Below are 23,100 nucleotides of genomic sequence, written 5' to 3' on the forward strand. Positions count from 1 at the left end.
ATTGTGATGCTGTGCGGTGCAGGAATGTGCCGCACAGACTAACCAGGACCATATGACCATGACTCACGCACCCCAGATTAAAATACCCGCCACCTACATGCGTGGCGGTACCAGCAAAGGTGTGTTTTTCCGCCTGCAAGACTTACCCGAGGCAGCGCAGGTGCCCGGCGCAGCACGCGATGCATTGTTATTACGCGTCATTGGTAGCCCAGACCCTTACGGCAAGCAGATTGATGGCATGGGTGCCGCCACCTCAAGTACCAGCAAGACAGTTATCCTATCCACAAGCGGCAAGCCCGATCACGATGTCGATTACCTGTTTGGTCAGGTCGCCATCGATAAAGCCTTTGTCGACTGGAGCGGTAACTGCGGCAATCTGTCCGCTGCGGTGGGTTCTTTTGCGATCAGTAACGGCTTGGTTGAAGCCGATCGGATTCCGCAAAACGGCATGGCGACGGTACGTATCTGGCAGGCAAATATCTCCAAAACCATCATCGCACATGTGCCCATCACGGACGGCGCGGTGCAAGAAACCGGCGATTTCGAGTTGGATGGCGTCACGTTCCCTGCGGCGGAGGTCCAACTTGAATTTATATCCCCGGCAGCAGATGAAGAGGGAGCTGGTGGATCAATGTTCCCTACTGGCAATCTGACTGATGAGCTTGAGGTTCCGGGTGTTGGTACGTTAACCGTCACCATGATCAATGCTGGCATTCCGACCATCTTCGTGAACGCCGAAGCTATTGGTTACACCGGCATTGAGCTACAAGACGCGATCAATGGCGATCCTAAAGCACTGGCAATGTTTGAGACTATTCGCGCCCATGGTGCAGTGCGCATGGGTCTCATCCAGCATGTCGATGAGGCCGCCAATCGGCAACACACGCCAAAGGTAGCCTTCGTCGCCAAGCCAGCTGGCTATATTTCGTCCAGTGGCAAACCGGTCGGCGCGGGTGATATCGATTTGTTGGTGCGGGCGATGTCCATGGGCAAACTGCATCACGCCATGATGGGCACGGCAGCCGTCGCTATCGGTACTGCCGCAGCGATACCCGGCACATTGGTGAATCTTGCCGCTGGCGGTGGCGCGTTAAGTGCAGTACGTTTTGGGCATCCATCAGGTACCTTGCGGGTGGGTGCAGAAGCTAGTAAGAACAACGACGAATGGACTGTTACCAAGGCCATCATGAGCCGTAGTGCCCGGGTGTTAATGGAGGGTTGGGTCCGTGTGCCTGGAGATGCGTTCTGAAATTGGAATGTTACGCAGGGTGTGCCTGCGTGAATCAACTTGTGGGGTAAACCGTAAGGCAATGCATTCGCCTTTGCGCTTTACCCCGCAAGCATATATACAAGTTGTGATACACAAGTTGTGATGCGGCTTTATTGCACATGACAGCATTAAAGCGCCTGTGATTCAGCGCTAAACGCTGGCTGACAGCGTAGGGCGTTATACATCATCTTAAATTACCTTAAGCGACGACGTTTTAACGCTTACTCCAAATTTTGTACCTGTTCCCGCATTTGATCAATCAACAATTTCAACTCCATAGAAGCGTCTGCTAACTCTTTGATCGCGGCTTTTGAGCCAACCGTGTTCGCCTCACGATTTAGTTCCTGCATCATGAAATCAAGACGTTTGCCAACCTGGCCACCTTTTTTGAGAATATGCCGGGTTTCGGTTAAATGTGCGCCTAGCCGTGACAACTCTTCAGCGATATCAATGCGAATACCGTAAAGAGTGACCTCTTGCCGGATTCTGTCCATTGCTTCATCCCGCGATAAACCAGAAGTCTGCGCCGTTGTCTGACCCGCGTTAGCGCCAGAATCCGGTTGCGCAAAGCCTAACGCCTCCTGCATGCGTGCAATCGCTTTCTGCTGGAATTGTGCGATAACCAGTGGAACCAGTGGCGTGATGCGCTGAACGATAATTTCCATCGCATCAATGCGCGCCACGAGCGTCGCCGTTAGCGCAGCGCCTTCTCGGGCGCGTGAGTCAACAAAAGCGGCGAGGGCAATTGCCATTGTCGCCTGCACGTCAGCATGCAACGTGTCCTGACTAATTACGATTTCCTCGATCACGCCCGGCCAGCGTAGCAATTCTCCAACAGAAAGTGGACTTGCCTCACCAAATTGCTTTTGTACTGTATTTTGCAGTTCGGCTAAAGAAGCCAACAAGGTGGTATTGAGTGCTTGCGTGTTCTCGTTGCCCGCTTTGCGTCCAAAACTTAGACGACATTCGACTTTACCGCGACTGATATGCGCCATAATCGCCTCCCGCAACGCTGGCTCAAGTGCTCTGAGGTCGTCGTTAATACGGAATTGCAAATCTAAAAAACGTGAGTTGACGCTTTTTAGTTCAATGGTGATGGTGCCTGCGGTGCTTTGAGCGGTATTGACGGCATAGCCGGTCATGCTACAGATAGTCAAAATATGGTCCTTTTTGATTCTTGTTTACAATTTTACGAATTATCAAGACAATCTCAGGCAAGTAGCAAATTGCTGGCTTAAACCAATCAAGGAACAAGGATAGTATGGCAGCACAAACCAATGCCCCACTGCCTGACGGACTGAAGCTTGCTGGATATCGCATTGTAAAGAAAATTGCTTCCGGTGGGTTCAGTATTGTCTATCTTGCTTATGACGAGGAGGGTAATGCCGTCGCCATAAAAGAATATCTGCCGAGTTCGCTGGCCTTGCGCCAGTGGGGTGAGTTGGCGCCCGCAATTCCGCCAGAAAATTTACCGATATTCCGGATTGGTCTGAAATGTTTTTTTGAGGAAGGGCGGGCACTCGCCCATATTTCCCATCCCAACGTCGTTAGTGTGCTGAATTTTTTTCGCGCAAATGAGACCGTTTATATGGTGATGGCGTATGAGTCCGGGCGCTCTTTGCAGGAGCATATTTTGCGGCGTCGGGACCGTGGCGAAAAGCCGCTGGTTTCCGAAAAATTTATTCGTGAAATGTTTCGTCAGGTGATGAATGGCTTGCGCGAAGTGCATACACACAAGCTGCTTCATCTGGATATCAAGCCAGCGAATATCTATTTGCGCGCAGACGGCACGCCCATTTTGCTGGATTTTGGTGCTGCCCGTCAGACGTTACGTACCGATTCTCCTAAGTTATATCCCATGTACACGCCCGGTTTTGCGCCTGCCGAGTTATACGAGAAGAATGGCAATCTAGGCCCCTGGACTGATATATATAGTATCGGCGCGTCCATCTTTGCCTGCATGGCCGGCGCACCACCGCAACCAGTGGATCAGCGCAAAATTGACGATAAAATGGAAAGCCATTTCCGCACTCTAAGCGATATATATTCCGTCGAATTAATTCAATTGGTTCGGTGGAGCTTGATGATTGATCCATTGCAACGTCCGCAAAGTGTGTTTGCATTGCAGCGGGCGCTCATGGCACCAGCGCAGATAGAGAAAGTAGGGAGTTGGAAACGGGTTTGGCGCAAATTACGCGCCACATTCTTCTCCCCCTTAAAATTGCGGCAATTTCGCCGTTCGGCACCGGCTGTAGGCGATACTATTCAGGAAAATACGCAATGATGGTCGCAACGAAGGGGCTTGAACCCAGACGCCCCGGTTACCGTCGGAGACCGCCCATTTGGTATTAGTTGTTTGATCGTCTGTTTGCACACTGCGCTTCGGCGCTTCTCTTATCAACCAAACGAGCGCGCATGCGATTTTCAGTTTATCAAGAAAGCAATATTGGTGGACGCAAGGTCAATCAGGACAGGATGGGATATAGCTTCACGCGTGAAGCTTTGTTACTGTTATTAACCGATGGCATGGGGGACACTTACACGGCGAAATCGCCGCCAGCATTACCATGCACACCATCGGAACGTTATTCAAAAAAACCGCGCAACCTTATATCAAAAATCCGGACCTGTTTCTTAAAGAAAGCTTCCTCGCCGCGCACATGGCAATTCATAACTATTGCGAGGCGCACAATTTACCCGAGACCCCGCGCACCACAGTCGTCGCCTGCCTGATTCAACATAACAGCGCTTCCTGGGCGCATTGCGGAGACTCACGCCTGTATTGGATGCGGCGCGGCCGAATTCGCGAGCGCACCCGGGATCACTCGCGTATCGAGATGCTGATTGCGCTGGGCAAAGCCGACCCAGCAAAGCGTGCCACACATCCCGATCGGAATAAGTTGTTCAACTGCTTGGGAGCAGATCAAGTACCGAAGGTTGAATTGTCCCGGCCTGTTAGCTTGCAAGCGGGTGATGTCATGCTACTTTGCTCGGATGGGTTATGGTCCATGTTACCCGACCATGAGTTGGTGAAATTTTTTCAAAATGACATTATTTCTAACGTAATTCCAGCGTTGATTCGCAGCGCCGTCAGCATTGCCGGTAAAAGAAGCGATAATGTCACCGCGTTGGCGATGTTGTGGGAAGGCACTGGCAATGCCGATGCACAATCAACTTACACGCCCTCAACAGGAATATTGACAGATGCCTTGCCAAAGGCTCGCTTGCCGACGACAATTCTGTCCTCGGAAAATGCTTCCTCCTCAATAGCCCACGCCAACGACATCCTAAATGATGCCGAGATTGCAAAGCGACAGAAGAAATCCGGGGCGCTATGGAACAATCTGCGGCAGCGATCAGTAGCCTCGTTTCCCAAAATATTACCAAGGAATAACAATGCTTTCTGCATCAAATATAATTTCTCGTCCCAGTGGCCGTGCCGCAGACGCCTTGCGCGCGGTGCGCCTCACCCGTAATTACACCAAGCATGCTGAAGGCTCCGTGTTGATTGAATTTGGCGATACCAAAGTCATCTGCACGGCAAGCCTGTCCGATAAAGTCCCTGGCTTTCTAAAAGGCAAGGGGCAGGGCTGGTTAACGGCGGAGTACGGCATGCTGCCGCGTTCCACTAACACCCGCATGGATCGTGAAGCCGCACGCGGCAAACAATCAGGTCGCACGCAAGAGATACAGCGGCTGATCGGTCGTTCTTTGCGCGCTGCATTCGATCTCGAAGCATTCGGCGAGCGAACCTTGCATCTCGATTGCGATGTCATTCAGGCCGATGGCGGAACCCGGACAGCGGCGATCACCGGTGCAATGGTGGCGGCGTACGACGCATTTTCTACGCTGGTTGACAGTAAAGTGATCGCCGCGATGCCGCTGAAAAATTTTGTTGCTGCAATTTCGGTCGGCGTGGTTCAGGGCTCGCCGGTACTGGATCTGGATTATCTGGAAGACTCCGGCTGCGACACCGACATGAATGTGGTAATGACCGATGCTGGTCATTTCATTGAAGTGCAAGGCACAGCAGAGGGCGTCGCATTTGATCGCTCAGCGTTGAATAGCTTGCTGGATCTGGCGCAAAACGGTATCGGCCAGTTAATCGCCATGCAGCGCGAAGTGTTGGGCTTGGCCGCATAAGAGGGCGAGGGCTTCAACCCACAAAATCGCTCTCTGGTAACCTATGTCGTTCAGCGGTGCGAGCGCATCGCTTTCTCCCTTTTACTTTTTGCCACTATTTATGTCACGTCCACTAGTTTTAGCCTCCAATAACGCTGGAAAATTAAAAGAATTTGGGCAATTACTCGCGCAAGTGGGGTTCGACGTGCATCCGCAAGGCGAATTTAACGTCCCTGAAGCGGATGAGCCTTATTTTACTTTTGTCGAAAATGCACTAACAAAGGCGCGCCATGCCGCCCGCTTTACGGGTTTGCCCGCTTTGGCTGATGATTCTGGCGTTTGCGTTAATGCATTGCACGGCGCGCCCGGTGTTCTATCGGCGCGTTACGCTGGCGAACCCAAATCCGATGCAGAAAACAATCGCAAGTTGATAGCAGACCTCGCTGCGCATGACGACAAATCGGCTTATTATTATTGCGTACTCGTATATGTTCGTCACGCCGATGATCCACAGCCAATTATCGCAGATGGCAGTTGGCACGGAGAAATCATTGCAACCCCGCGCGGCGCGGCAGGCTTTGGCTATGATGCGCATTTTTTGTTATCCGAACTTGGAAAAACCGCCGCTGAACTAACATCCGCCGAAAAAAATACCCTCTCACATCGCGGTCAGGCGTTACGTGGTTTAATTAAAAAATTCCAATGATTCCTATAAAGCTGATTGGCAGCGAGCCAAACAAACCCCGCAATGTTTCGACCCAAACACAGGGGGAAACACTCGATGGTGCCGCGCACGCAGCACTGGCTTATCTGAAGCCCGGCACACTGCATCTGAGTGCGTTGCCACCGTTATCGCTGTATGTCCATTTTCCATGGTGCGTCAAAAAATGCCCGTATTGCGATTTTAATTCACACGAGGCGAAGGGTGGTTTTCCCGAAGAGGAATATCTCAATGCGTTGCGCGCCGATCTTGAAAACGCGCTCCCGCTGATTTGGGGACGCAAGGTGTATTCCATTTTCATCGGTGGTGGAACGCCCAGTCTAATGTCAGCGGCTGGGCTTGATCGTTTGATGTCAGACATTCGGGCGTTGTTGCCGTTAGACGGCGCCGCTGAAATTACCATGGAAGCGAATCCCGGCACCTTTGAAGTCGAGAAATTCAAATCGTATCGGGCGAGTGGAATAAACCGTTTATCCATCGGCATACAAAGCTTTAACGGCGATCATCTCAAAGCATTAGGCCGCATCCATGACGACGGTGAAGCCCGCCGCGCGGTAGACATTGCGCAAAGCACATTTGAAAATTTCAACCTTGATTTAATGTACGCGTTGCCCGGGCAAACGCAGGAGCAGGCGCGCCAGGATGTGACGACCGCTCTTGGCTTTGCACCGCCGCATCTGTCAATGTACCATTTGACGTTGGAGGCCAACACTTACTTCGCCAAGTTTCCGCCACAGCTCCCTGATGATGATGCCAGCGCCGAAATGCAAGACATGATCACCGCCCTCACTTCCGAGGCTGGCTACGGGCACTATGAAGTCTCGGCGTATGCCCAGCCGGGCCGGCAGGCACGCCACAATCTAAACTATTGGCAATTTGGCGATTATCTTGGCATCGGTGCGGGCGCGCATTCCAAGATTTCATTTCCCCATCGTGTGATCCGGCAAATGCGTTATAAGCAGCCCAAAGCATATCTGGAGCAAACGCGCCTCGGCAACGTGGTGCAGGACGAATTTGAAATTGAAAGAGACGAGCTAGGATTTGAGTTCATGCTCAACGCGTTGCGTCTGAATGGCGGTTTTGAGGTAAATCTCTTCACAGAGCGAACCGGGATGTCCTTGAATACAATCGAGCAATCTCTCAACGCAGCAGAAGCCAGAGGCTTGCTGTACCGGGATCATAAATTGATAAAGCCAACCCCCTTGGGCGCGCGCTTTCTTAACGATTTACAACAGATGTTTTTGGTAGATTGATCATTTTGGGGCGGTGTAAACCGCACCTGAAACAAAAAAATCAATAATTACTTAAAATTTTGCATACAGGTATCGTCATTTCAGTGCGACTTATGTATAATTCGCCTCTCTGGAAGTGTGGCCGAGTGGTTGAAGGCACTAGTCTTGAAAACTAGCGACGGTTTATCCCGTTCGTGAGTTCGAATCTCACCGCTTCCGCCAGTTTTAAACATAAAGCCCTGATTATTCAGGGCTTTTTTGTTTTGGGGGTTTGATTGCCTAGATGTGTGTTTGCCATCTTTTAAGACAAACGTCCGCAACTAAATCAATGCGTCCGCAACCCCTGCTATTTTTTGATTAAAAATGATGCTTTTAAGTCAAAAAAACAGCCATCATTCCCACCGTATAAAATCTCACCGATTTCTGCAGGGAAGGGTGGCGACGATTAAACGTAGTTACGATTTTATTGCTACAATCACCATTAATGTAGTTACACTATATGCATATGGAGATTACATTTGACCAAGCCAACGACAATAGCAACTAAATCAAGCACGCCATTTCTTTGGCAGCGGCGGCGCTGATTGAATGGGACACGTTGTATGTGACCGCCGACACGCGACACTCATACAGCGAGGAGCGCATGATTGGGTATGCTTATATTGATTTGCACCTGTACTGTTTTTGTAGATCGTGACGATGTGCGCTGCATCATCGCCTTCGCACGGCGAACGAACGAGAGGTGAAACGCTATGCCGAAACTTAAATCGGGCACGATTATGCCCACTGCGGAAGAGAACGCCGCGATCAATGCGGGAATCGCTGCCGATCCAGATAGCTATGAAATGTCCCCGACAGAATTTAAACAATTGCGTCCAATGCGCGGTCGCCCGGTGGGAGGCGGCACCAAGGTGCAGATGACGGTCCGGTTTGATGCGGATGTGATTCAGGCATTCAAGCAGGGTGGCGACGGATGGCAGACCAAGATGAACGATGCGTTGCGAGATTGGCTAACAACGCATCGCGTTGTGTAAACAAGGGTAGGGAAATTTAAGTTGGGAGGAAGTAGTCTTTGTATGACCGCACTCGCCCTAAAGCGGACGTTGTGCTGCGAGGCTATTCATGCTCAGGTCCTACGCCAGACACATAACCGGATTCAGTTCCGACCTCGTTCGTCATGATTTGCCCTTTGCTCAAAAATTAAGCGGCTGAAGCAGCGTTTTGAGGTAGTGCTCCTCACAATAGATAGTGTCAAATAAAAATTAGGAAATACTTAAAATCATGGATTGGATCCCTATAGTCCTCGTTACGTTCAAGGTTCTTGTGTTAGGCACGGGCATGTTCTTCGCCATCAAATGGCATTACGATAAAGGGACGAAGGAGAGGGACATGCGCGCGGTGCTACGCGCGGGCGGCAAGGTAGCCGCAGTCTTCGTACTATCGCTCCTTAGCGTGGGGTTCGTCACCTTCGTCCTGAGCAGAACGCTTGGTTTGGACTTGACCTGGCCATGATGGCAAAGAATAGTTGGCCGATGAAAAATTAATTACCGAGTCGGCTTAACGTTCTCCCCCACACGTCGATAAACCTTTTTGGTGATTTCTTGCTCGGTATGCCCCAGTAACCGACTAGCCGCGCCAATATCCGCTATCTCCAATGCCGCTTTTGGACGGATATCACGAAACTGAAATTGTTTAATCCGGATTGCCAACTCTTGGAAGTCGCCATTTTTCTCAGCTATGACCTGCTTGATCGCCGCGATCCGAGCGTTATCGAATCTTGTGCGCAGCGTTCCCTTATTCAGCGGCTGTCCGGCCTTGTTAGCTACCAGGTACACGCTTTTAACTTTCCCTTTACGCGCAAGAATTTTGTCGATTGTCATACCAAGTTCAGAGCGAATATCTTGATCGTCCAGGACAATGCGGAGGATTTTTTTAGTTTTGCCTTGCCTGACTTCCAATGCGCCGTTTTTGACGTGAGCATGCATCATTTTTAGCGTGTCAGCGTTGCGCTGGCCCGTCAGATACGCGATATCCATCGCATCGCGTAACTCTTCGCAAGCGGCGTTATAAACCGCATCCCATACCGGCGCATCTGCATAAAAATCGCGTGGGTGTTCCTTGTTCTTCCGCACGCCTCTGCATGGATTCTCTTTTTCGGTGAAGCCCCATTCGCGCGCCATGTTGTAGATATTAGACAAAAGCGAAAGCTCTCGGTTGGCGCGGACTTTGGCGGTGCGAGCGTCCCGGTAATGGGCGATATGGTGCGGCGTGATGGAACTGATCGGAGCATCGTTAAACGTTATCCGCAATTGCTTAAGCGACCAGCCGTTTTCCTTCTGTGTGCCGACAGCTTTTTGAGAGATGATATCGCGCTCATATCGATTGAAAATATATCTGCACAAACTGGTATCTACCGGAATGGGTGGGCAATCAAGTTCCGCCCATTTTCGCTTAGCCTCAGTAAGATCGGACCCGAGAAGAATTTCTTTGCGTTTGCCATTTTCATCACGGCCATTGTAATAATATCGTATCCACTTCAAACCGCTTTTTCGGATACGGGTACGCCGTAGCATATTCGGTGGCAAATCCCGCGATGTTGATTTAGGTCGCATATGTCAGCGTCACCGTATTTTCGATAAGTCTGGTACCCACCCGGTAGCCGATCCTAGAGTTGCCGGATTGATGCCGCTCAACTTAAGCCGAGCATACAAACGTCCTACGATGGGATTGCCAGCTTTGTTTGCATGACTGGTCCAACCATTTTTGGAGAGCCAGTCGATTTGATCGCGTCGCGCCTTGCAACCGGTGATTGTCGCGGTCTCATCCGGCTCTAAGGTTTCGGTGCTGATCGGCATTTCAAAGAATGCTGTCATGAATTCCCATTTTCTTTGCGCATGTTGATGCTCCTAAGGATTGTGATAAACCTTGACGGGGAAGTCTGCGGCATAGAGTTCTTGCGCAGTAGTGCAAACATGGCCGCTGGCGCTCACACAAGTCACAACGTCCCAGTTGACCTGATGTTCGGTAAATTTTTCGCGGACGGTTTCATGCCAATCATCGACACTAGAAAATTCAAATAGTTTTTCACCGACGGTCATTGTCACGTTTGTCAGCAGCATGGCGAGTGTGATCGGATGTCGTTAACCCAATGTGTCTGGGGAAATATCTCTGCTCTGGACTGTTCTGGTTTGCAGCATCGACCAGATTGCGCATCCACTTCGGCTGCAATTTCTTCCGATGTCAGTGCCGTGTTGTCCTCGCCGTTGGTGGTCATGGCACCTGCAATGCTAATGAACAGGATGGCTGCGAATGCGCCGAGAATGTTTTGCAGGATGGTCATGACTTACCTGCTTGCAGCAGGGCGGTGTTGATGCGATCCATGCAGGGGGCGTCTTCGTGCTCTACCGATTTAAGGCAACGTTGCGCCATCATCAAAGCTGCGACCAAACTATCATGTGCATTGCAAGCCTGAATGATAAATCCGAGATTCGCCTTCTGCTTTGGAATTTCACAGGCATACACACTCGCGATAGAAAGATCGTTCTTTGCTGATCCAGCGGGACGAATATATCCCAGCCCCGCTGCAGTCTCTGGATCCGTATCAGGACCGAATAGAAACAGATTGCCAGCTGCAATCCAAGATGAACATCACTCAGCAATAAAACACAGAGCGCCCGACCAGTTGCACTAACAACTGATTGGGCCTCAATCCACTGAACAGGCCAGTGAACCAAGCCAAGGCTCTGCGACCTCGCGAGGCGGGCGCATCTTAGCACAACCAAAGGTTCCCTATGGCAACTCCTATCATCCCGTGGCTCGGTGGCAAACGCCGCCTTGCCGATATTCTCATCCCGCGCTTCCCTGCACATACTTGTTACGTCGAAGTGTTTGCAGGTGGCGCAGCATTATATTTTTTGCGACCGCCAGCCGACGTCGAGGTCATCAATGATGTCAACGGCGAGCTGATTAATCTGTACCGCGTCGTCCAGAATCATCTGGAAGAGTTCGTACGACAGTTTAAATACGCGCTATCGAGCAGGGCGGTATTCAAATGGCTGCAGGACACGCCGCCAGAAACCCTGACCGATATCCAGCGCGCAGCACGCTTCTTTTACCTGCAACAGCACTGCTTCGGCGGCAAGGTCGATGGTCACAGTCCTGGGGAACAGCGACCACCGCACCACCGCTGAATTTGTTACGCATAGAAGAAAATCTCTCCGCAGCGCACTTGCGGCTGTCCAGTACGTACATAGAAAAAATTGACTGGGCGGCGTGTATTACCAAATATGACCGGCCACATACTTTTTTCTACATGGACCCTCCCTATTGGCAGACCGCTGGCTACGGCGTGGATTTCGGAATTGAACAGTATGTGCGCATGGCGGAGTTGATGCGGACGATCAAGGGCAAGGCAATTTTAAGCATCAATGACCATCCGGATATTCGGGCGATATTTGGTGAATTTCAGATGGAGGAGGTGGGGATTGATTACATGGTTGGGGGAGGAGGGAAGGCAGCGGCGAGGATTGAGTTGATTATTTATAGCTAGGATCGCGAATCGGAGCCTGCAGGATTGTTTTAGACTATCAACGATAGTATAAGACGTTAAGCCGTATAGCTGAAATATAACGAAGGCGGCTAATTATAATTTAGAAATTGTCGCCTGCTTTCGATCCTGAGCAGCCAGTCGTGTGACGGAAAACAAGCGTCGTTACCTGACTGGCTTACAGCCGCACCATGCGTTTTAATGATGATAGCGATACTCTTGAGTGTACCCGCCATATCCATATGATGCGGCTTTCACATCCTGAACATAAATGTAACTTTCCTCATGGATATCTCCGAGTATATTCGCGAATCCGTCGAAAACTTCTTTGATGTAAAGTGCCTTTTCATCTTTAGTATTGGTTTCGTCCGTAATCGTGATGTTTAAGTAAAAGGTATTTTTCGCAAGCTCTTTAAGTGAGATGCCGCCAACAATCCAGTCCTCAGGATTTACATAATCGATTGCAATTGACGTTACCTCCCTTTTCTTTTTAAGAATACGTGTAGTGAGATCAAGCAAAAGCGTAGATATTTCACTGGTTAAAGTCTGTGATTTTATTGCGCTTACTTTTACGTTAAGAATGGGCATTTAGATTTCCTTTCAGTTAGTTAGCTATGCAACTATATGGTTAAAAAAAATTTACATCAGAGTCGTACGAATACTTTTTACTTGCAGAACTGTTTCTTCAAATTGTCGCTGTCCCAACTCGTCTTTCAAACGCTTTGTAACTACTGCACTTGCCGCATTCAGACTTTCCTTCATGGCTTGAGCCTGTGCAGTCGGATGAATTGCATATTCACGACCGTCCGACTCTGTTCGACGTCGCTCTACCAGACCCATCTTTTGCAAACCATCCAGTGCGCGAGTCGCGGTTGAACGGGAAATAGCCATTTCTTTCGCCAATTCGCTTTGTAATAACGATGGTTTTTTTAACACGACCCGCAGCATGAATGCTTGCGATGGTGTTAAAAAAAATGGTCCGAACGCCTTGGCCCATTCGCGTTCGAGCGCGCGGGCAAGTGCAGTGGTATTGAAATATAGGCAGTTATCAAACATATGTTTATATTACGCCTAAGTAATTTGCTATGCAACTAATAAAGTACATTGAGGCGAACTTTTACGTTAAAGATGTCCTGTTACCGGTCAGATTTGGACGAATTAAGCCATTATCGAAAGACCGAGTTCGACCCATAGCCGTCCTTCGATCCGGTGCGATTGACATTATTGGTGAACTGCCGCGACCCTAAAGCACGCCCTATATAACGTAGCCGCAGGCCTTCAATTCTTTCGCCACCTCGCTCTTCCAGCCACCGAAGCCATCGAGTGGAACGTAGACAACCCCGCTGATGTCGTTGGGCGTTTCTATGTCGCCCTTCACCAGTGCACAGACATTTTCGCGACCAAGTTTGGCCATCAAATATCCGTGTTCAAAGACCACGTTCTGTCGAGCACGGCTGCGGGCAGCAACATTCGTTTCGTGCGCACCGCGTCCATGGTCGCATGGGGTATAAAGGACAAGTGCGAAGTCCGAATCGTTGGTATATCGCTCAATTTTTTCAATAATCGTCATGCCTGAGCTGGCCTGCTCGTGCAGAATGATTGGCTCAAGTCCGAGGTCCGAAAGAAAGCGCGCTACTTCCTGCTTCGCTTCGTTGTCGCGACCATGCACGATGAACACTTTCCGCTTGTTCCGCGCGACCGGTTCGATTGCATCACCTCCTGCAAAAACTTTTGGCATGTTTGAGACGGGCTTGGGAACCGACTTCGGCTCAGAATTCCCCGTCTGCTGGCCGAATTCCAAAAAATCTAGTAAGGGGGTGAACTGTTCTGAAATGTAGGCGCGGCGTTCCTTGTAAATCTTGAATTTGGGTTGGATGAAGTGCCAAAAGGACGTCAAGTCCCGATTTTGCCGAACAAATGACGGTACAAGGTGCTCGATATCGGGCATGGACAAAAGTTCTTGCCGAAGGGCGCTGTATTCGTTCTTATTGGCATTGCCGCCGCTCGCGTGAGAGGAAAGCAGAGTGGCCAAGTAGTTGGCTTTTTCAAAAGGTGTGCGAAGGAATTCTATGCTCATGACTGATTGCTCGCTGGGCGCTTGTTTATTGTTCAGATTGTTGACAGTGTACTACCAAGTTTATCAAGCTTGTCTGGATGTATATCTGATAATAATCCGCAAAAAGTCGAAATTAATGTCTCGTCATGATCGTAATCATTTGGATTACCGCTTCTGGCCGTTAGTTGTCGTACACAGATAAAGCCCAGAGGCAACGATATGGGGCATTGATTTACTTGTTAAAAGCCAGCATCAGTTGCATGGTGCGCCGGGATTCATCCATACCTAAAATGGATTCATCGCAGGTCGGGCAATAATCACCTGACACCAAGGGAGGGGTGGTAGTTTTACCTTTGGAAGTGTACGGCAGATCGCGGGTGTCATGAACCATCTCCGCTGCTGCGCACGATGGGCATTTCATATTCATAGCTCCTTACTAGGACTCGGGGCCGATGCCAAATTCAGTAGCAACTGGGGCAAGTCCGTCATAGGCTTCAGCGACTGTACGAAGCGCGATTAAGCCAGCAGCACGATTCTCGGGATTGTCGAGCGATTCCCGTGCAGCTTTTAATATTCCACAGCCAATTTAGGATAAGCGCTCAGTTCAGCGATTTCTCGTTCGTGGTGTGAAGTGACGCCTTTCAATTTATTCATAAAAACTATTTGGAATGTTCGGAAATGAACTGACGTAGCGCGGAGTCGATACGCGTCTGCCACCCTTGACCTTCAGACTTAAAGTGCTCTACGACTTCATGTGAAAGGCGGATGTTGATACGCTCTTTAGGATGTTCTGCGCGAGGTCGACCGCGTGGCTTGAGCATTTCTTGGGCAGTTTTTTCACCAAATATTTTAGGTAAAACCTCGCTGGCAGGACGTGCACGTGCGAAATCCTCATCTGTCCATTCATGACCATCGGGATCGGCAAGAATGTCCGCATTAATAGCTGCATCTTCTTCTGGTGTGGGCAGAATTATCTCGCGCCCGGAGCGTGTTTTAAGTATTTTCGTCATATCGTTTCACCTCTCTCAAATTTGCTTTGCGTAGACTGATGACATGTATTCGATCACCGCGTGGTGTGAACACTACAACGTGTAGTCGATCTTCGATCATTCCTAACACTTCGTAACGGCGTTCACCATATTCTTTGCGGATATCTTCTTCGATAATTATCGCCGTCCAGTCCATTTCCTCAACAAGAGTAAATGATAAACCGCGCTCAATTTCGTTGCGTTCACTTTTGTCGGGGTCGAAGCTTATTTCCATATTATTTATTGTACTCACACAAATTATGCCAGTCAACATTATTGTGGCGACAAAAAATAACGTAGGTAATATATATTCGCGCTTTATTAGAAGGGTATTTTCTTTCGAAATCAGTTCCGCAACTAAAACCAGCCCCGCGCCAGCATTGGCTCTGCGAGCTATCGATTTAGAGGGGTTGCGGAACGGAAAGGGGCGTAACTCTTTGAGTTTATTGACTTAGACAGTAGACGTGAAAACTAGCGACGGTTTATCCCGTTCGTGAGTTCGAATCTCACCGCTTCCGCCAGTTTTAAGCATAAAGCCCTGATTATTCAGGGCTTTTTTGTTTTGGGGGTTTGATTGCTTAATTATGTATTTGATACTTTTAAGGCAATCACTTCCGCAACTATTAGACCACTTCCGCAACTCCCGCTGATTTTGCCTATTATTTAGGCAGCATGACGAAGCAAAACGAAAAATTTTTAAAGCGCTTTAATTTCGTGGAAATTTTAAATAGTTGCTTATCGGCTATCTAGTTGGCTTCACAGTTTCACCAACGCAGCGATAAACCTTTTTAGTAATTTCTTGCTCCTTGTGCCCAAGCAAGTGGCTTCCCCCTGGAATATCTTCTATTTCAGATCTCGCTTAGGGCGGATATCGCGAAAGTCGAACTGTCTGGGTGGAATCGCCATTGACCCTAACACTTACGAAGTGACGGCGCTTGATTTTGAACAGCAGCGCTTAAGTGCTCTGACCAATGCCTCGGTTAGCGCCAAGTTACGCTCTTTACCTCTTTATGCTCAATAATGACCTGAGTCCAGTCATTATTATTTCAGCAAATTAGTGTTTCTTTGAAATAAGCCCTTATAGATAAAGCTTTATGATAAATTATTGTCTATCTATGACGAGGTAATCGCTCATTATCCCCTTATAAAAGTTGTATTTGAAGTATAAGCTGCTTTCTATGAGGGTCTTCTGATGCCTAAAAAATTCTTGAACATTGATACGTTACCCACGCTGGTGCATGAACGTCTGATCACGTGGGGGCGGTGCGTTCATACGCAACGCTTGCGCCAACGCATCACGGCGGCCGACCTTTGCGGTCGTATGAGTATTTCAGAGGCGACCTTGCGTCGTCTTGAAAAAGGCGATCCGGGCACGGGTGCGGGTGCGTACCTCACTGCGCTGCTTATTTTAGGTGTAGCTGACGAAGCAACACCGCCGCTGACACCATCGTTATGGGCCGATATTCCTCAGCATAGAGTAAAGCTCAGTCGGCTAGAGCGAAGAAGTGACGATGATATTTAATACTTCTAAGCCACTGTTTGTCTATTTGCAGCGTCCGACAACGGGGAATGATAACGGTTGGATGCTATCAAGGCGCTCTTTCGAAAAGCGATGAGCTCGTTTCCAAGAGGCGTGACGATCGTTACTACGCTTGATACAGATGGACAATCGCGGGGATTCACAGCGACCGCGTTTTCGTCGCTGTAATCCACCGATGATCTTGGTCTGTCTTGCTAACAAAGCAGAGTGCTTCCAGACATTTACGCCGTCGGGCCGCTTTACGGTCAATATTCTTAGTCAGGATTATGAACAACTCGCAATGCGTTTTGCGACGACGGGTGCTGACAAGTTCGCCGGTGGCGGAACTTGTTCCGGCAAAAATTGATGCGTTAAACTTCAAGTTACTTGCCCTGGTGATTAAGGCAGTTCGCAAGGAAACCCGAGCCGCTACGCTTAACTGCAGGGAAATCGGTTTTAATCGACAGCAAATCCTACTGACCGACCAAAAATGTGAACAGCTTAATTTACATGCAATCCAGATGATAGTGACTGTCGCGTAACCACTCACATTTGTTTTCATCGAAGCGCTGGGCTTCATCGCAAACAGGACAGTCAACAATACTTACTTACTTTTTGCACGGAACTGTAATCGGTCAGGACCGGTGCGTTGCATGCCGCTTCCCGTGGAACAATCACGCTACCGAATTACTTTCAGCTTCAGGCGCGACATCCTTATGCGGAATGAAAAAGTCTATTGGCCGCCGACAAAAGCGCGATAGTATCGCTTTCGCTAATGGCAAACCTTGGCGAAAGTGTACTTGGCGCGAACGCAAAGCGACAAATAACGCTAATGAAAAACTGACCCATAGATTAATTGTCCCGATGGCTAAAATGCCGAGCACCGAACGGACCGCCGTCTGCCATCCCATATTATTATCGAGGCCGACTAAAGCGATGGCAAAGTTTGCCGCAGAAAAGGTGATGTGCCGGATATCAATCGGCAGCCCCACCATAAATCCGACAGTACCAATCGTACCCAGCAAAATGCCAAAATAGAAGTTACCCATCAAACCGCCCAGATTGCTCTCCAGGTATTCCGCTACCTTTTGCAGTCGTTCCTGTCCTATTAACTTGCGCAACCATCTTACACGTTCAATGCGCTTTGCCATGTGCGTGTACAGCGCACTATTATCATAATAGCCGGAGATCAGACCCGCTATAAAAAGGCAGCCGCCAGCGATTGCTGCATGGAAGAGGGCGAGACTATGCAGGGGATCGAGGTCATGCAGCAGATGTTGCGCCTTGTCAGGCGTTACCAGATGGTGACCAAACATATGCAACCAGGTCACACCGATGACATACGCCACGGGGAAGACCACAACGAGATTGCCGGTCACCGCAATGAACTGCGTACGAAATACTTTGACTATCAAGTCGACAAGACTGTCGATATCAATGTTCCGGTTATCCTTGCTGTGCAAGCCTGCTGCGATCCTTGATGCGGTCATCGCGGGTTGTTTGGTCGCCACCGTGAAGTGCAGCACGTGAATCAACATAAAACCGGTGGAGTAATTCATGCTGAACAAAAATGCTTCTACCAGCGGCGCAGCGCGTAAATACGAGTATAGGATTTTCATCATCGCCATAAAGCCGATGATCACCCCAGCACCAGCGGCAGAACGAAACATCGCGCTGAACTCGCTGCGACTCTCTGCGATGTAATGTTCGCCGGTTCGGCTGGCATTCTCTGTAATGTTTCGCGCCAATAAATTAATGTTACTGGCAAATAACTCACGAATTGCATATTTTCGGTTATGCGCTTCTATTAGTTCCCGGGCCAACGTGATCGCAGCGTTACGCTTTGCAATTTGCTCGGGAGAGACTGAAAGGTTGCTGGGGACGTTCGCGGTCAATTTTTCCGTATTGCTGCACGTAGAAGGGGCCTCTGCCTCTTGATCAATTTTTTGGCCGTTCTCCGAAGCGATGACTACATCCTCCACGTCGGCCAGCATTAACAGTTTACGTAGTCGAATGATACTTTGGTCCAGACGCACGACTAAATAGGTTAGGGCAACGCTGGTGCCTTTTTTCAACGCATTCTTGCGTATTTTGATCACTACATCGCTGCATTGATCCAACATCACCTGTAAATGTTTGGCGTCCTGAATAAGCGCTGCGGCGCTTTGCTGCCTGGTCGGCGTTGTATCGGCTTTGCTCTGCGCATCATTGCCATATTCGGCTGTCGCGCCATTGACATTCGCGATCGTAACTTCGCCTTCAAGATACCGCCGATACCCCGCAAGATAGCGGTGAAACTCTACGTTCTGCATCAAGAATGGCGATTCCATATCTTCCATCTCCGGATACAAACGGATTAACGATGGCTCCAGTCCCATTGCGCTAATACGATACGACAAGGTTTGCATTGCCTCCAATAATTCTGTAATCGTTTTGCGACGATCCCGGAGATCGCGGACAACATTTGTGACCTGCGGGGCTTCTTTTGCCGTTGCACTATCCGCTTTTGTACTAGCCAAATCGACGATGCCATGGTTAATATTGTCGGCGGTGTTTGGGGCGGCGTCATAGAGGATTTCAATCAGACCAAGCCAGTCCTCAGTCGGAATCGCGTTGATCCACCTATAATCGGTCTCGGCGGGTAGCACCCGGTCCAGGCAATCACGCAGATAAGCCTCATCGAGCGCGGGCGGCAAAACGCGATACGACATCCGCTGGAAAAGTTCGGTGAAAAATCCTGCGTTGGGAAGAATGCCGATATCGGTATACAAACTTGTCTGACGTCGACTCGCATACAGGTGCAATAAGTAATGCCGTAGTGCACTGGCACTTGCGGGATCGTTGCGTAACAGGTCCAGCAGCGCACGTACGTTTTGCGTGGCCGTCAGGTGATCGTCTGGTTCCGGTGGTCGCAACGTCTTGACCAATGTGGACAGGTAATCGACGTTATCGGAAAATGGATCAGCTTCAATCAGTTTGATCGAGGTCAACATACAGAATGTTTCCTAATTGCAAAGTCTATAGTATACGTTTGATTGATGATTTTTATGTTGTGAAGCTGCAAATTAGGTGACAGATTATGCAAAAAGAATTTATAAATAATACTTTGGAGCAAACTTCTGGAGTGCAATGTCTCGCGGTTTCCGGACTTTATTTCTGTAAGGTATTTTTGAAATGAAATTCTAGTACTGGGCAGCAATTGCCCCGCAAAACGCAAATTGGCGGGTCTATTTTTAACCACAGTTAAAATAGTGGCTCAATCATCGAATTTTTGAACTAAGGGAGCGCATGTTAAACGTTTATTATTCAAGGTATTTGCGCGGGGCATCTGGTTTGGTCCTCGTATTGCTCGTGGGCGCCTGCCAAAATCTGGCACCTGGCCCAGTCGATCAGCTTGCTTTTAACGATAGTGTTATCGCACCGTCCACGAGGAAAAAAATCAACAACTTACTTAACTTGATGGACCAGCGCTTAAATGTGGCACAGCGCGTTGCCAAATCCAAATGGAACTCAGGTGCATCGGTGAATGATCCTAAACGGGAGTTACAAATCCTTGACAGCGTCGCCGCACAGGCAGACGCTTTAGGAGGATTAAATCCCGCATTAGTGCGTCATTTTTTTCAAGACCAATTTGATGCCGGCAAAATTATTCAAAATGATTTGCTGTCTGAATGGCGCAAATCCATTCCGACTGAGTATAAGTTTGATGATGCTCCAGACCTGGCGCGTGACATCCGTCCGATACTCGACAAGCTGACGCCAGCGCTGATTGCGGCCTTGCGCGATGTTCAGCCGATACTGGCTGACCCTGGTGTGCATGGGTACGTGTCGCAGACCGCTATTACATTAATCCGCGGTGACGTCAATGGCGCGGTCCGTCGTCAGGCACTACGCGGATTAATGGAGTAAACGCGCTGCAGACGCAGTGAATGCCGATGGATGTCCAATATGGGGTCGCAACGCAGTAGGCGTTCAAGCTGGTTTGCATCTCCCGGTCCTTGCTTGGCGGCGAGATGCTACTCCTCACCAAATTCATCCTTACTTTGATAGATTGACACATAATCCGTAATACCTCAAAAATCGATGCTAATCAACGGTAATATATGTCACTCAATATATGTGCTTGATTACTTGAAATCTAAATATTCACTGGTTTTTACTCAGCTAGCTTTGGTTCACCACCTCGAGATCGCATTCGTTTTATGGCACAAACACCTCACCTCGCACTCAATGCACGTCAGCAAGAAATAATAAATTACGTCCAGCGAGAAAGTTTCGTGACGGTCGAAAACCTCGCCAATCGCTTTGGGATGACGCAGCAAACCATCCGGCGCGATATCAATATGCTGTCCGCCCATAATCTTCTGCAACGCTATCATGGCGGCGTGGGCCTGCCATCCAGCGCTGAAAATATAGCCTACGGTGCCCGACAAGGCTTACAGTCAGAAGAAAAGCGCCGGATCGCGGCCCTGGTTGCCGAACATATCCCCGATCAGGCGACCTTATTCATTAATATCGGCACCACTACAGAAGAAGTCGCCAAAGCGCTGAGCCGCCGTCGCAATCTGCGCGTCATCACCAACAATCTGAACGTCGCTGCGATCATGAGCGGATATCCCGGATGCGAAGTCATCATTGCAGGGGGAGTGGTGCGCGCGCGCGACTTAGGCGTCACCGGCGAAGAAACTATCGATTTCATTCAACGGTTTAAGGTAGATTTTGGGATCATCGGCATTTCCAGTATCGATCCGGACGGCGCTCTGCGAGATTTCGATTACCGTGAGGTGCGGGTAGCGGAAGCGATCATTGCGCAATCCCGCACCGTATTTTTAGTTGCCGACCATTCTAAATTTGCCCGTCCCGCTTTAGTAAAATTGGGCGAATTGGCAGATATTGACGCTCTTTTTACGGACAGACCGATACCGGACACACTAGTAAATGTTTTCAAAGAAGCCGAGATTAAAGTTTTCATCGCGGACAAAATCGTAGATTAAGCGACATTTTATCGTCTTGACTTCTAGATCTGATCCCCTGTGTTGGCAGTGAGTAGGGCAAGCGGTGGACTGGGCTTGCAACGGCAATGCGTTTGCGCGATCGGCTTTACGACTCGTGCGCTAGCGAATTAATTCGCATTCCATAAACGCAACTAAGTTAACACGTGGCATCCTTATGGTGCACTCGTGGTGTCGCCTTAATCGTTTAGACCAAGCGCCCCGAAATTAACACGCCTATGGCATAACTCAGGACTATATGCTGTTATTCTTTATTGGAACGAGCGTTGGTCTCTCGGCTATCTGACTTTTTAGCGGGCGCGGCCTCATGTGAATGCTGACTGTCCGTTGGATCGGCGATCTGATATGTTTTTCCATGTTCCCAGGCGTTGACCGCCGGATCAATTGGTGGCGAGGGAATGTCCTCTCTGTCTTTCCGTTTCTTGGCACTATATATCCCGAACCGCTTATCCCGCTCCGCAATCATGGCAGGATCGCTTTGTCCGTCAGCTGTAAACCCCATCATGAGTTGGGGCACGCCCAAAGGTAGCACCTTATCGACATCCGTGTGCCATGTATGCCACGTTTTACCGTAGGTCCCAACGAGCTTTTTCATGAGCTCTTTTTCCGCTACATCTGGAATGCCGGGAGCGATGAGCTGGCCAGACTTGACCTCTTGCACGTGACTGTGCCACAACGCCTTTTCTGAATCCGGCAATGTCTTGAACAGTTTGGCGCTCAGGATGTACTCAACCCCCATGAGCTTGGCGTCTTTCACATTGCCGTCGTAAATGACACATTGAATAACGTCTTCATTAAGAATTGCGCAGTAGTGGTGTGCCTCCATCTGGACATGTTGCTTACCATTGTAAAAATGAAACCCATCCAGATAGGCATTGATGGCAGCGATAGGTGGCTTGCGTTGCAGAATATCCGCGCCAGTTTCAAGGACTTTGGTTTTCGTAGTCTCTGCGGTGCCAGGTGCGGTGACGTTTGATTCGGTTTCCTTGTGGCACGCGTTCAACAAAAAAATGACAGCGCAGGAAATAATCGATAATTTAAAAAATTGCATGGGGAACCCCGCGAAGTAGAGGACCAATGTTTGCGGTAACATTAACACAACTTTGGCCTATACGGTATCCACGCGAACGGGTTCCTCGACCGATCATCCGAGCTGACATCAAACGTCAAACAGGGACATTAACAATCGTTGCCTGCATCATGGCAATCACTTTCCAGATAGTTCCTGACAGGGCTCGTACTTCTCCGGTGCAGACAGTGAGTAGTTTGCCGGAGTTTTGTACCTTTCCGATAGCTAAAAATCGTTCACCAATCGCAGGCCGCATGAAGTTCATCTTAAACTCGGCCGTGACGACCTCGTACCCGGGCGGTGCTTTGGTGAGCGCCGCATAGCCACACGCATTGTCAAGAATGCTGGTGATTGCGCCAGCGTGAACATAGCCATGTTGTTGGGAAAGGTGCGCAGAAAATGGTAATTCTATGTGAACCTCCCCCTCGGCGATTAAAACCAGCTGCGCGTCAATGGTCGCCATCAGACCTTGTGACTTGAAGCTGATTGCGATACGTTCTTGAATGTCATACATGGGAAAGTGGC

27 protein-coding genes, 1 tRNA gene and 1 pseudogene are annotated in these 23,100 nt (G+C 49.4%); 15 read left to right on the plus strand and 14 right to left on the minus strand.

Annotated elements, in window-relative coordinates:
* The first annotated feature begins 58 nt into the window (after positions 1 to 58).
* Positions 59 to 1,249, plus strand: coding sequence for a 2-methylaconitate cis-trans isomerase PrpF (gene prpF / locus HAV38_RS05660; RefSeq protein ID WP_168053182.1), 1,191 nt, complete (start codon positions 59 to 61; stop codon positions 1,247 to 1,249).
* Between the two features lie 242 nt (positions 1,250 to 1,491).
* Here prpF and HAV38_RS05665 read toward each other — a convergent pair whose 3' ends face one another.
* Entirely contained in the window at positions 1,492 to 2,427 is a 936-nt protein-coding gene (locus HAV38_RS05665; protein WP_245182207.1) for a YicC family protein, read from the minus strand.
* Positions 2,428 to 2,531: 104 nt separating this feature from the next.
* On the opposite strand from HAV38_RS05665, the gene HAV38_RS05670 reads away from it, so the two are divergent.
* The 8 genes from HAV38_RS05670 to HAV38_RS22250 all read left to right on the plus strand — a co-directional run bounded on the left by HAV38_RS05670 (position 2,532) and on the right by HAV38_RS22250 (position 8,857).
* Complete coding sequence (locus tag HAV38_RS05670) at positions 2,532 to 3,554, plus strand: serine/threonine protein kinase (protein ID WP_168053184.1); 1,023 nt, start codon at positions 2,532 to 2,534, stop codon at positions 3,552 to 3,554.
* Positions 3,555 to 3,837: 283 nt separating this feature from the next.
* A complete protein-coding gene (locus HAV38_RS05675) occupies positions 3,838 to 4,746 on the plus strand; it encodes a PP2C family protein-serine/threonine phosphatase (protein ID WP_311734801.1) in 909 nt (302 codons plus the stop codon).
* Positions 4,667 to 5,413, plus strand: a complete 747-nt coding sequence (gene rph / locus HAV38_RS05680; protein ID WP_168053186.1) for a ribonuclease PH — start codon at positions 4,667 to 4,669, stop codon at positions 5,411 to 5,413. Before HAV38_RS05675 ends, rph begins: the two co-directional genes overlap by 80 nt.
* A 100-nt stretch (positions 5,414 to 5,513) precedes the next feature.
* Positions 5,514 to 6,098, plus strand: coding sequence for an RdgB/HAM1 family non-canonical purine NTP pyrophosphatase (gene rdgB / locus HAV38_RS05685; RefSeq protein WP_168053188.1), 585 nt, complete (start codon positions 5,514 to 5,516; stop codon positions 6,096 to 6,098).
* Entirely contained in the window at positions 6,095 to 7,366 is a 1,272-nt protein-coding gene (gene hemW / locus HAV38_RS05690) for a radical SAM family heme chaperone HemW (RefSeq protein ID WP_168053190.1), read from the plus strand. Before rdgB ends, hemW begins: the two co-directional genes overlap by 4 nt.
* A 111-nt stretch (positions 7,367 to 7,477) precedes the next feature.
* Positions 7,478 to 7,567 (plus strand) — tRNA-Ser (locus tag HAV38_RS05695).
* Between the two features lie 530 nt (positions 7,568 to 8,097).
* Positions 8,098 to 8,379: a BrnA antitoxin family protein gene (locus HAV38_RS05700; RefSeq protein ID WP_245182208.1), complete on the plus strand. Its 282-nt coding sequence runs from the start codon at positions 8,098 to 8,100 to the stop codon at positions 8,377 to 8,379.
* 247 nt (positions 8,380 to 8,626) lie between these two features.
* Positions 8,627 to 8,857, plus strand: coding sequence for a hypothetical protein (locus HAV38_RS22250; RefSeq protein WP_245182209.1), 231 nt, complete (start codon positions 8,627 to 8,629; stop codon positions 8,855 to 8,857).
* A gap of 32 nt (positions 8,858 to 8,889) precedes the next feature.
* On the opposite strand, the gene HAV38_RS05705 is transcribed toward HAV38_RS22250, so the two are convergent.
* Genes HAV38_RS05705 through HAV38_RS05720 form a run of 4 tightly spaced genes read right to left on the minus strand, consistent with a single transcriptional unit; the run spans position 8,890 to position 10,685 of the window.
* Positions 8,890 to 9,957 (minus strand): tyrosine-type recombinase/integrase, encoded by a 1,068-nt coding sequence (locus HAV38_RS05705; RefSeq protein ID WP_168053192.1) that lies wholly within the window; start codon positions 9,955 to 9,957, stop codon positions 8,890 to 8,892.
* A 9-nt stretch (positions 9,958 to 9,966) separates the two neighbouring features.
* Positions 9,967 to 10,218 (minus strand): DUF4224 domain-containing protein, encoded by a 252-nt coding sequence (locus tag HAV38_RS05710; RefSeq protein ID WP_168053194.1) that lies wholly within the window; start codon positions 10,216 to 10,218, stop codon positions 9,967 to 9,969.
* Positions 10,219 to 10,251: 33 nt separating this feature from the next.
* A complete protein-coding gene (locus HAV38_RS05715; protein ID WP_168053196.1) occupies positions 10,252 to 10,464 on the minus strand; it encodes a hypothetical protein in 213 nt (70 codons plus the stop codon).
* Positions 10,455 to 10,685: a hypothetical protein gene (locus HAV38_RS05720; RefSeq protein WP_168053198.1), complete on the minus strand. Its 231-nt coding sequence runs from the start codon at positions 10,683 to 10,685 to the stop codon at positions 10,455 to 10,457. Before HAV38_RS05720 ends, HAV38_RS05715 begins: the two co-directional genes overlap by 10 nt.
* A 451-nt stretch (positions 10,686 to 11,136) precedes the next feature.
* Here HAV38_RS05720 and HAV38_RS05725 point away from each other — a divergent pair.
* Positions 11,137 to 11,894: pseudogene (locus tag HAV38_RS05725) on the plus strand (DNA adenine methylase).
* 195 nt (positions 11,895 to 12,089) lie between these two features.
* Here HAV38_RS05725 and HAV38_RS05730 read toward each other — a convergent pair.
* The 6 genes from HAV38_RS05730 to HAV38_RS05755 all read right to left on the minus strand — a co-directional run bounded on the left by HAV38_RS05730 (position 12,090) and on the right by HAV38_RS05755 (position 15,210).
* The gene (locus tag HAV38_RS05730) at positions 12,090 to 12,479 is read right to left on the minus strand and encodes a tautomerase family protein (RefSeq protein ID WP_168053200.1); all 390 of its coding nucleotides are present in this window, start codon (positions 12,477 to 12,479) and stop codon (positions 12,090 to 12,092) included.
* Between the two features lie 51 nt (positions 12,480 to 12,530).
* Positions 12,531 to 12,947, minus strand: a complete 417-nt coding sequence (locus tag HAV38_RS05735; protein ID WP_168053202.1) for a MarR family winged helix-turn-helix transcriptional regulator — start codon at positions 12,945 to 12,947, stop codon at positions 12,531 to 12,533.
* Between the two features lie 199 nt (positions 12,948 to 13,146).
* Positions 13,147 to 13,968 carry a TIR domain-containing protein gene (locus HAV38_RS05740; RefSeq protein ID WP_168053204.1) on the minus strand — a complete coding sequence of 274 codons (822 nt, stop codon included), beginning with the start codon at positions 13,966 to 13,968 and terminating at the stop codon, positions 13,147 to 13,149.
* A gap of 211 nt (positions 13,969 to 14,179) precedes the next feature.
* Positions 14,180 to 14,368 (minus strand): type II toxin-antitoxin system MqsA family antitoxin, encoded by a 189-nt coding sequence (locus HAV38_RS05745; RefSeq protein WP_168053206.1) that lies wholly within the window; start codon positions 14,366 to 14,368, stop codon positions 14,180 to 14,182.
* A gap of 238 nt (positions 14,369 to 14,606) precedes the next feature.
* Positions 14,607 to 14,957: a BrnA antitoxin family protein gene (locus HAV38_RS05750; RefSeq protein WP_168053208.1), complete on the minus strand. Its 351-nt coding sequence runs from the start codon at positions 14,955 to 14,957 to the stop codon at positions 14,607 to 14,609.
* Positions 14,941 to 15,210: a BrnT family toxin gene (locus tag HAV38_RS05755; RefSeq protein WP_168053210.1), complete on the minus strand. Its 270-nt coding sequence runs from the start codon at positions 15,208 to 15,210 to the stop codon at positions 14,941 to 14,943. The genes HAV38_RS05750 and HAV38_RS05755 overlap by 17 nt, the downstream gene beginning before the upstream one ends.
* 957 nt (positions 15,211 to 16,167) lie before the next feature.
* On the opposite strand from HAV38_RS05755, the gene HAV38_RS05760 reads away from it, so the two are divergent.
* The 3 genes from HAV38_RS05760 (at position 16,168) to HAV38_RS22080 (ending at position 16,861) form a co-directional block, all read left to right on the plus strand.
* The gene (locus HAV38_RS05760; RefSeq protein ID WP_168053212.1) at positions 16,168 to 16,497 is read left to right on the plus strand and encodes a helix-turn-helix domain-containing protein; all 330 of its coding nucleotides are present in this window, start codon (positions 16,168 to 16,170) and stop codon (positions 16,495 to 16,497) included.
* A 90-nt stretch (positions 16,498 to 16,587) separates the two neighbouring features.
* Positions 16,588 to 16,683 carry a flavin reductase family protein gene (locus HAV38_RS22385; RefSeq protein ID WP_209216618.1) on the plus strand — a complete coding sequence of 32 codons (96 nt, stop codon included), beginning with the start codon at positions 16,588 to 16,590 and terminating at the stop codon, positions 16,681 to 16,683.
* Between the two features lie 7 nt (positions 16,684 to 16,690).
* On the plus strand, positions 16,691 to 16,861 hold the full coding sequence (locus tag HAV38_RS22080) for a flavin reductase family protein (RefSeq protein ID WP_209216620.1): 171 nt from the start codon (positions 16,691 to 16,693) through the stop codon (positions 16,859 to 16,861).
* Between the two features lie 307 nt (positions 16,862 to 17,168).
* Here HAV38_RS22080 and HAV38_RS05770 read toward each other — a convergent pair whose 3' ends face one another.
* Positions 17,169 to 19,487: a site-specific recombinase gene (locus tag HAV38_RS05770; protein ID WP_168053214.1), complete on the minus strand. Its 2,319-nt coding sequence runs from the start codon at positions 19,485 to 19,487 to the stop codon at positions 17,169 to 17,171.
* A 295-nt stretch (positions 19,488 to 19,782) separates the two neighbouring features.
* Here HAV38_RS05770 and aroQ point away from each other — a divergent pair, with 295 nt between their 5' ends.
* Both aroQ and HAV38_RS05780 read left to right on the plus strand, forming a co-directional pair.
* Positions 19,783 to 20,403, plus strand: a complete 621-nt coding sequence (gene aroQ, locus HAV38_RS05775) for a gamma subclass chorismate mutase AroQ (protein WP_168053216.1) — start codon at positions 19,783 to 19,785, stop codon at positions 20,401 to 20,403.
* A 293-nt stretch (positions 20,404 to 20,696) separates the two neighbouring features.
* Positions 20,697 to 21,488, plus strand: a complete 792-nt coding sequence (locus HAV38_RS05780) for a DeoR/GlpR family DNA-binding transcription regulator (RefSeq protein ID WP_168053218.1) — start codon at positions 20,697 to 20,699, stop codon at positions 21,486 to 21,488.
* 262 nt (positions 21,489 to 21,750) lie between these two features.
* Here the strand turns inward: HAV38_RS05780 and HAV38_RS05785 are convergent, their stop codons facing one another.
* Together HAV38_RS05785 and HAV38_RS05790 are read right to left on the minus strand one after the other, a co-directional pair.
* Complete coding sequence (locus tag HAV38_RS05785; RefSeq protein WP_168053220.1) at positions 21,751 to 22,557, minus strand: OBAP family protein; 807 nt, start codon at positions 22,555 to 22,557, stop codon at positions 21,751 to 21,753.
* 115 nt (positions 22,558 to 22,672) lie between these two features.
* Positions 22,673 to 23,089 carry a PaaI family thioesterase gene (locus HAV38_RS05790; protein ID WP_168053222.1) on the minus strand — a complete coding sequence of 139 codons (417 nt, stop codon included), beginning with the start codon at positions 23,087 to 23,089 and terminating at the stop codon, positions 22,673 to 22,675.
* Between the last annotated feature and the right edge of the window lie 11 nt (positions 23,090 to 23,100).

Source organism: Glaciimonas immobilis, from assembly GCF_011947285.1.
GTDB lineage: Bacteria > Pseudomonadota > Gammaproteobacteria > Burkholderiales > Burkholderiaceae_D > Glaciimonas > Glaciimonas immobilis.

Bases quoted from the DNA above. Each gene is read 5' to 3' on its own strand.
- HAV38_RS05755 (WP_168053210.1), bottom strand. From the start codon at position 15,210: ATGGAAATAAGCTTCGACCCCGACAAAAGTGAACGCAACGAAATTGAG.
- rph (WP_168053186.1), top strand. From the start codon at position 4,667: ATGCTTTCTGCATCAAATATAATTTCTCGTCCCAGTGGCCGTGCCGCA.
- HAV38_RS05700 (WP_245182208.1), top strand. From the start codon at position 8,098: ATGCCGAAACTTAAATCGGGCACGATTATGCCCACTGCGGAAGAGAAC.
- HAV38_RS05790 (WP_168053222.1), bottom strand. From the start codon at position 23,089: ATGTATGACATTCAAGAACGTATCGCAATCAGCTTCAAGTCACAAGGT.
- HAV38_RS05770 (WP_168053214.1), bottom strand. From the start codon at position 19,487: ATGTTGACCTCGATCAAACTGATTGAAGCTGATCCATTTTCCGATAAC.
- HAV38_RS05740 (WP_168053204.1), bottom strand. From the start codon at position 13,968: ATGAGCATAGAATTCCTTCGCACACCTTTTGAAAAAGCCAACTACTTG.
- HAV38_RS05720 (WP_168053198.1), bottom strand. From the start codon at position 10,685: ATGACCATCCTGCAAAACATTCTCGGCGCATTCGCAGCCATCCTGTTC.
- HAV38_RS22080 (WP_209216620.1), top strand. From the start codon at position 16,691: ATGATCTTGGTCTGTCTTGCTAACAAAGCAGAGTGCTTCCAGACATTT.
- HAV38_RS05780 (WP_168053218.1), top strand. From the start codon at position 20,697: ATGGCACAAACACCTCACCTCGCACTCAATGCACGTCAGCAAGAAATA.
- HAV38_RS05735 (WP_168053202.1), bottom strand. From the start codon at position 12,947: ATGTTTGATAACTGCCTATATTTCAATACCACTGCACTTGCCCGCGCG.
- HAV38_RS22250 (WP_245182209.1), top strand. From the start codon at position 8,627: ATGGATTGGATCCCTATAGTCCTCGTTACGTTCAAGGTTCTTGTGTTA.
- prpF (WP_168053182.1), top strand. From the start codon at position 59: ATGACTCACGCACCCCAGATTAAAATACCCGCCACCTACATGCGTGGC.
- HAV38_RS05750 (WP_168053208.1), bottom strand. From the start codon at position 14,957: ATGACGAAAATACTTAAAACACGCTCCGGGCGCGAGATAATTCTGCCC.
- hemW (WP_168053190.1), top strand. From the start codon at position 6,095: ATGATTCCTATAAAGCTGATTGGCAGCGAGCCAAACAAACCCCGCAAT.
- HAV38_RS05715 (WP_168053196.1), bottom strand. From the start codon at position 10,464: ATGCTGCTGACAAACGTGACAATGACCGTCGGTGAAAAACTATTTGAA.
- HAV38_RS05675 (WP_311734801.1), top strand. From the start codon at position 3,838: ATGCACACCATCGGAACGTTATTCAAAAAAACCGCGCAACCTTATATC.
- aroQ (WP_168053216.1), top strand. From the start codon at position 19,783: ATGTTAAACGTTTATTATTCAAGGTATTTGCGCGGGGCATCTGGTTTG.
- HAV38_RS05705 (WP_168053192.1), bottom strand. From the start codon at position 9,957: ATGCGACCTAAATCAACATCGCGGGATTTGCCACCGAATATGCTACGG.
- HAV38_RS05730 (WP_168053200.1), bottom strand. From the start codon at position 12,479: ATGCCCATTCTTAACGTAAAAGTAAGCGCAATAAAATCACAGACTTTA.
- HAV38_RS05745 (WP_168053206.1), bottom strand. From the start codon at position 14,368: ATGAAATGCCCATCGTGCGCAGCAGCGGAGATGGTTCATGACACCCGC.
- rdgB (WP_168053188.1), top strand. From the start codon at position 5,514: ATGTCACGTCCACTAGTTTTAGCCTCCAATAACGCTGGAAAATTAAAA.
- HAV38_RS05785 (WP_168053220.1), bottom strand. From the start codon at position 22,557: ATGCAATTTTTTAAATTATCGATTATTTCCTGCGCTGTCATTTTTTTG.
- HAV38_RS05670 (WP_168053184.1), top strand. From the start codon at position 2,532: ATGGCAGCACAAACCAATGCCCCACTGCCTGACGGACTGAAGCTTGCT.
- HAV38_RS05760 (WP_168053212.1), top strand. From the start codon at position 16,168: ATGCCTAAAAAATTCTTGAACATTGATACGTTACCCACGCTGGTGCAT.
- HAV38_RS05710 (WP_168053194.1), bottom strand. From the start codon at position 10,218: ATGACAGCATTCTTTGAAATGCCGATCAGCACCGAAACCTTAGAGCCG.
- HAV38_RS22385 (WP_209216618.1), top strand. From the start codon at position 16,588: ATGAGCTCGTTTCCAAGAGGCGTGACGATCGTTACTACGCTTGATACA.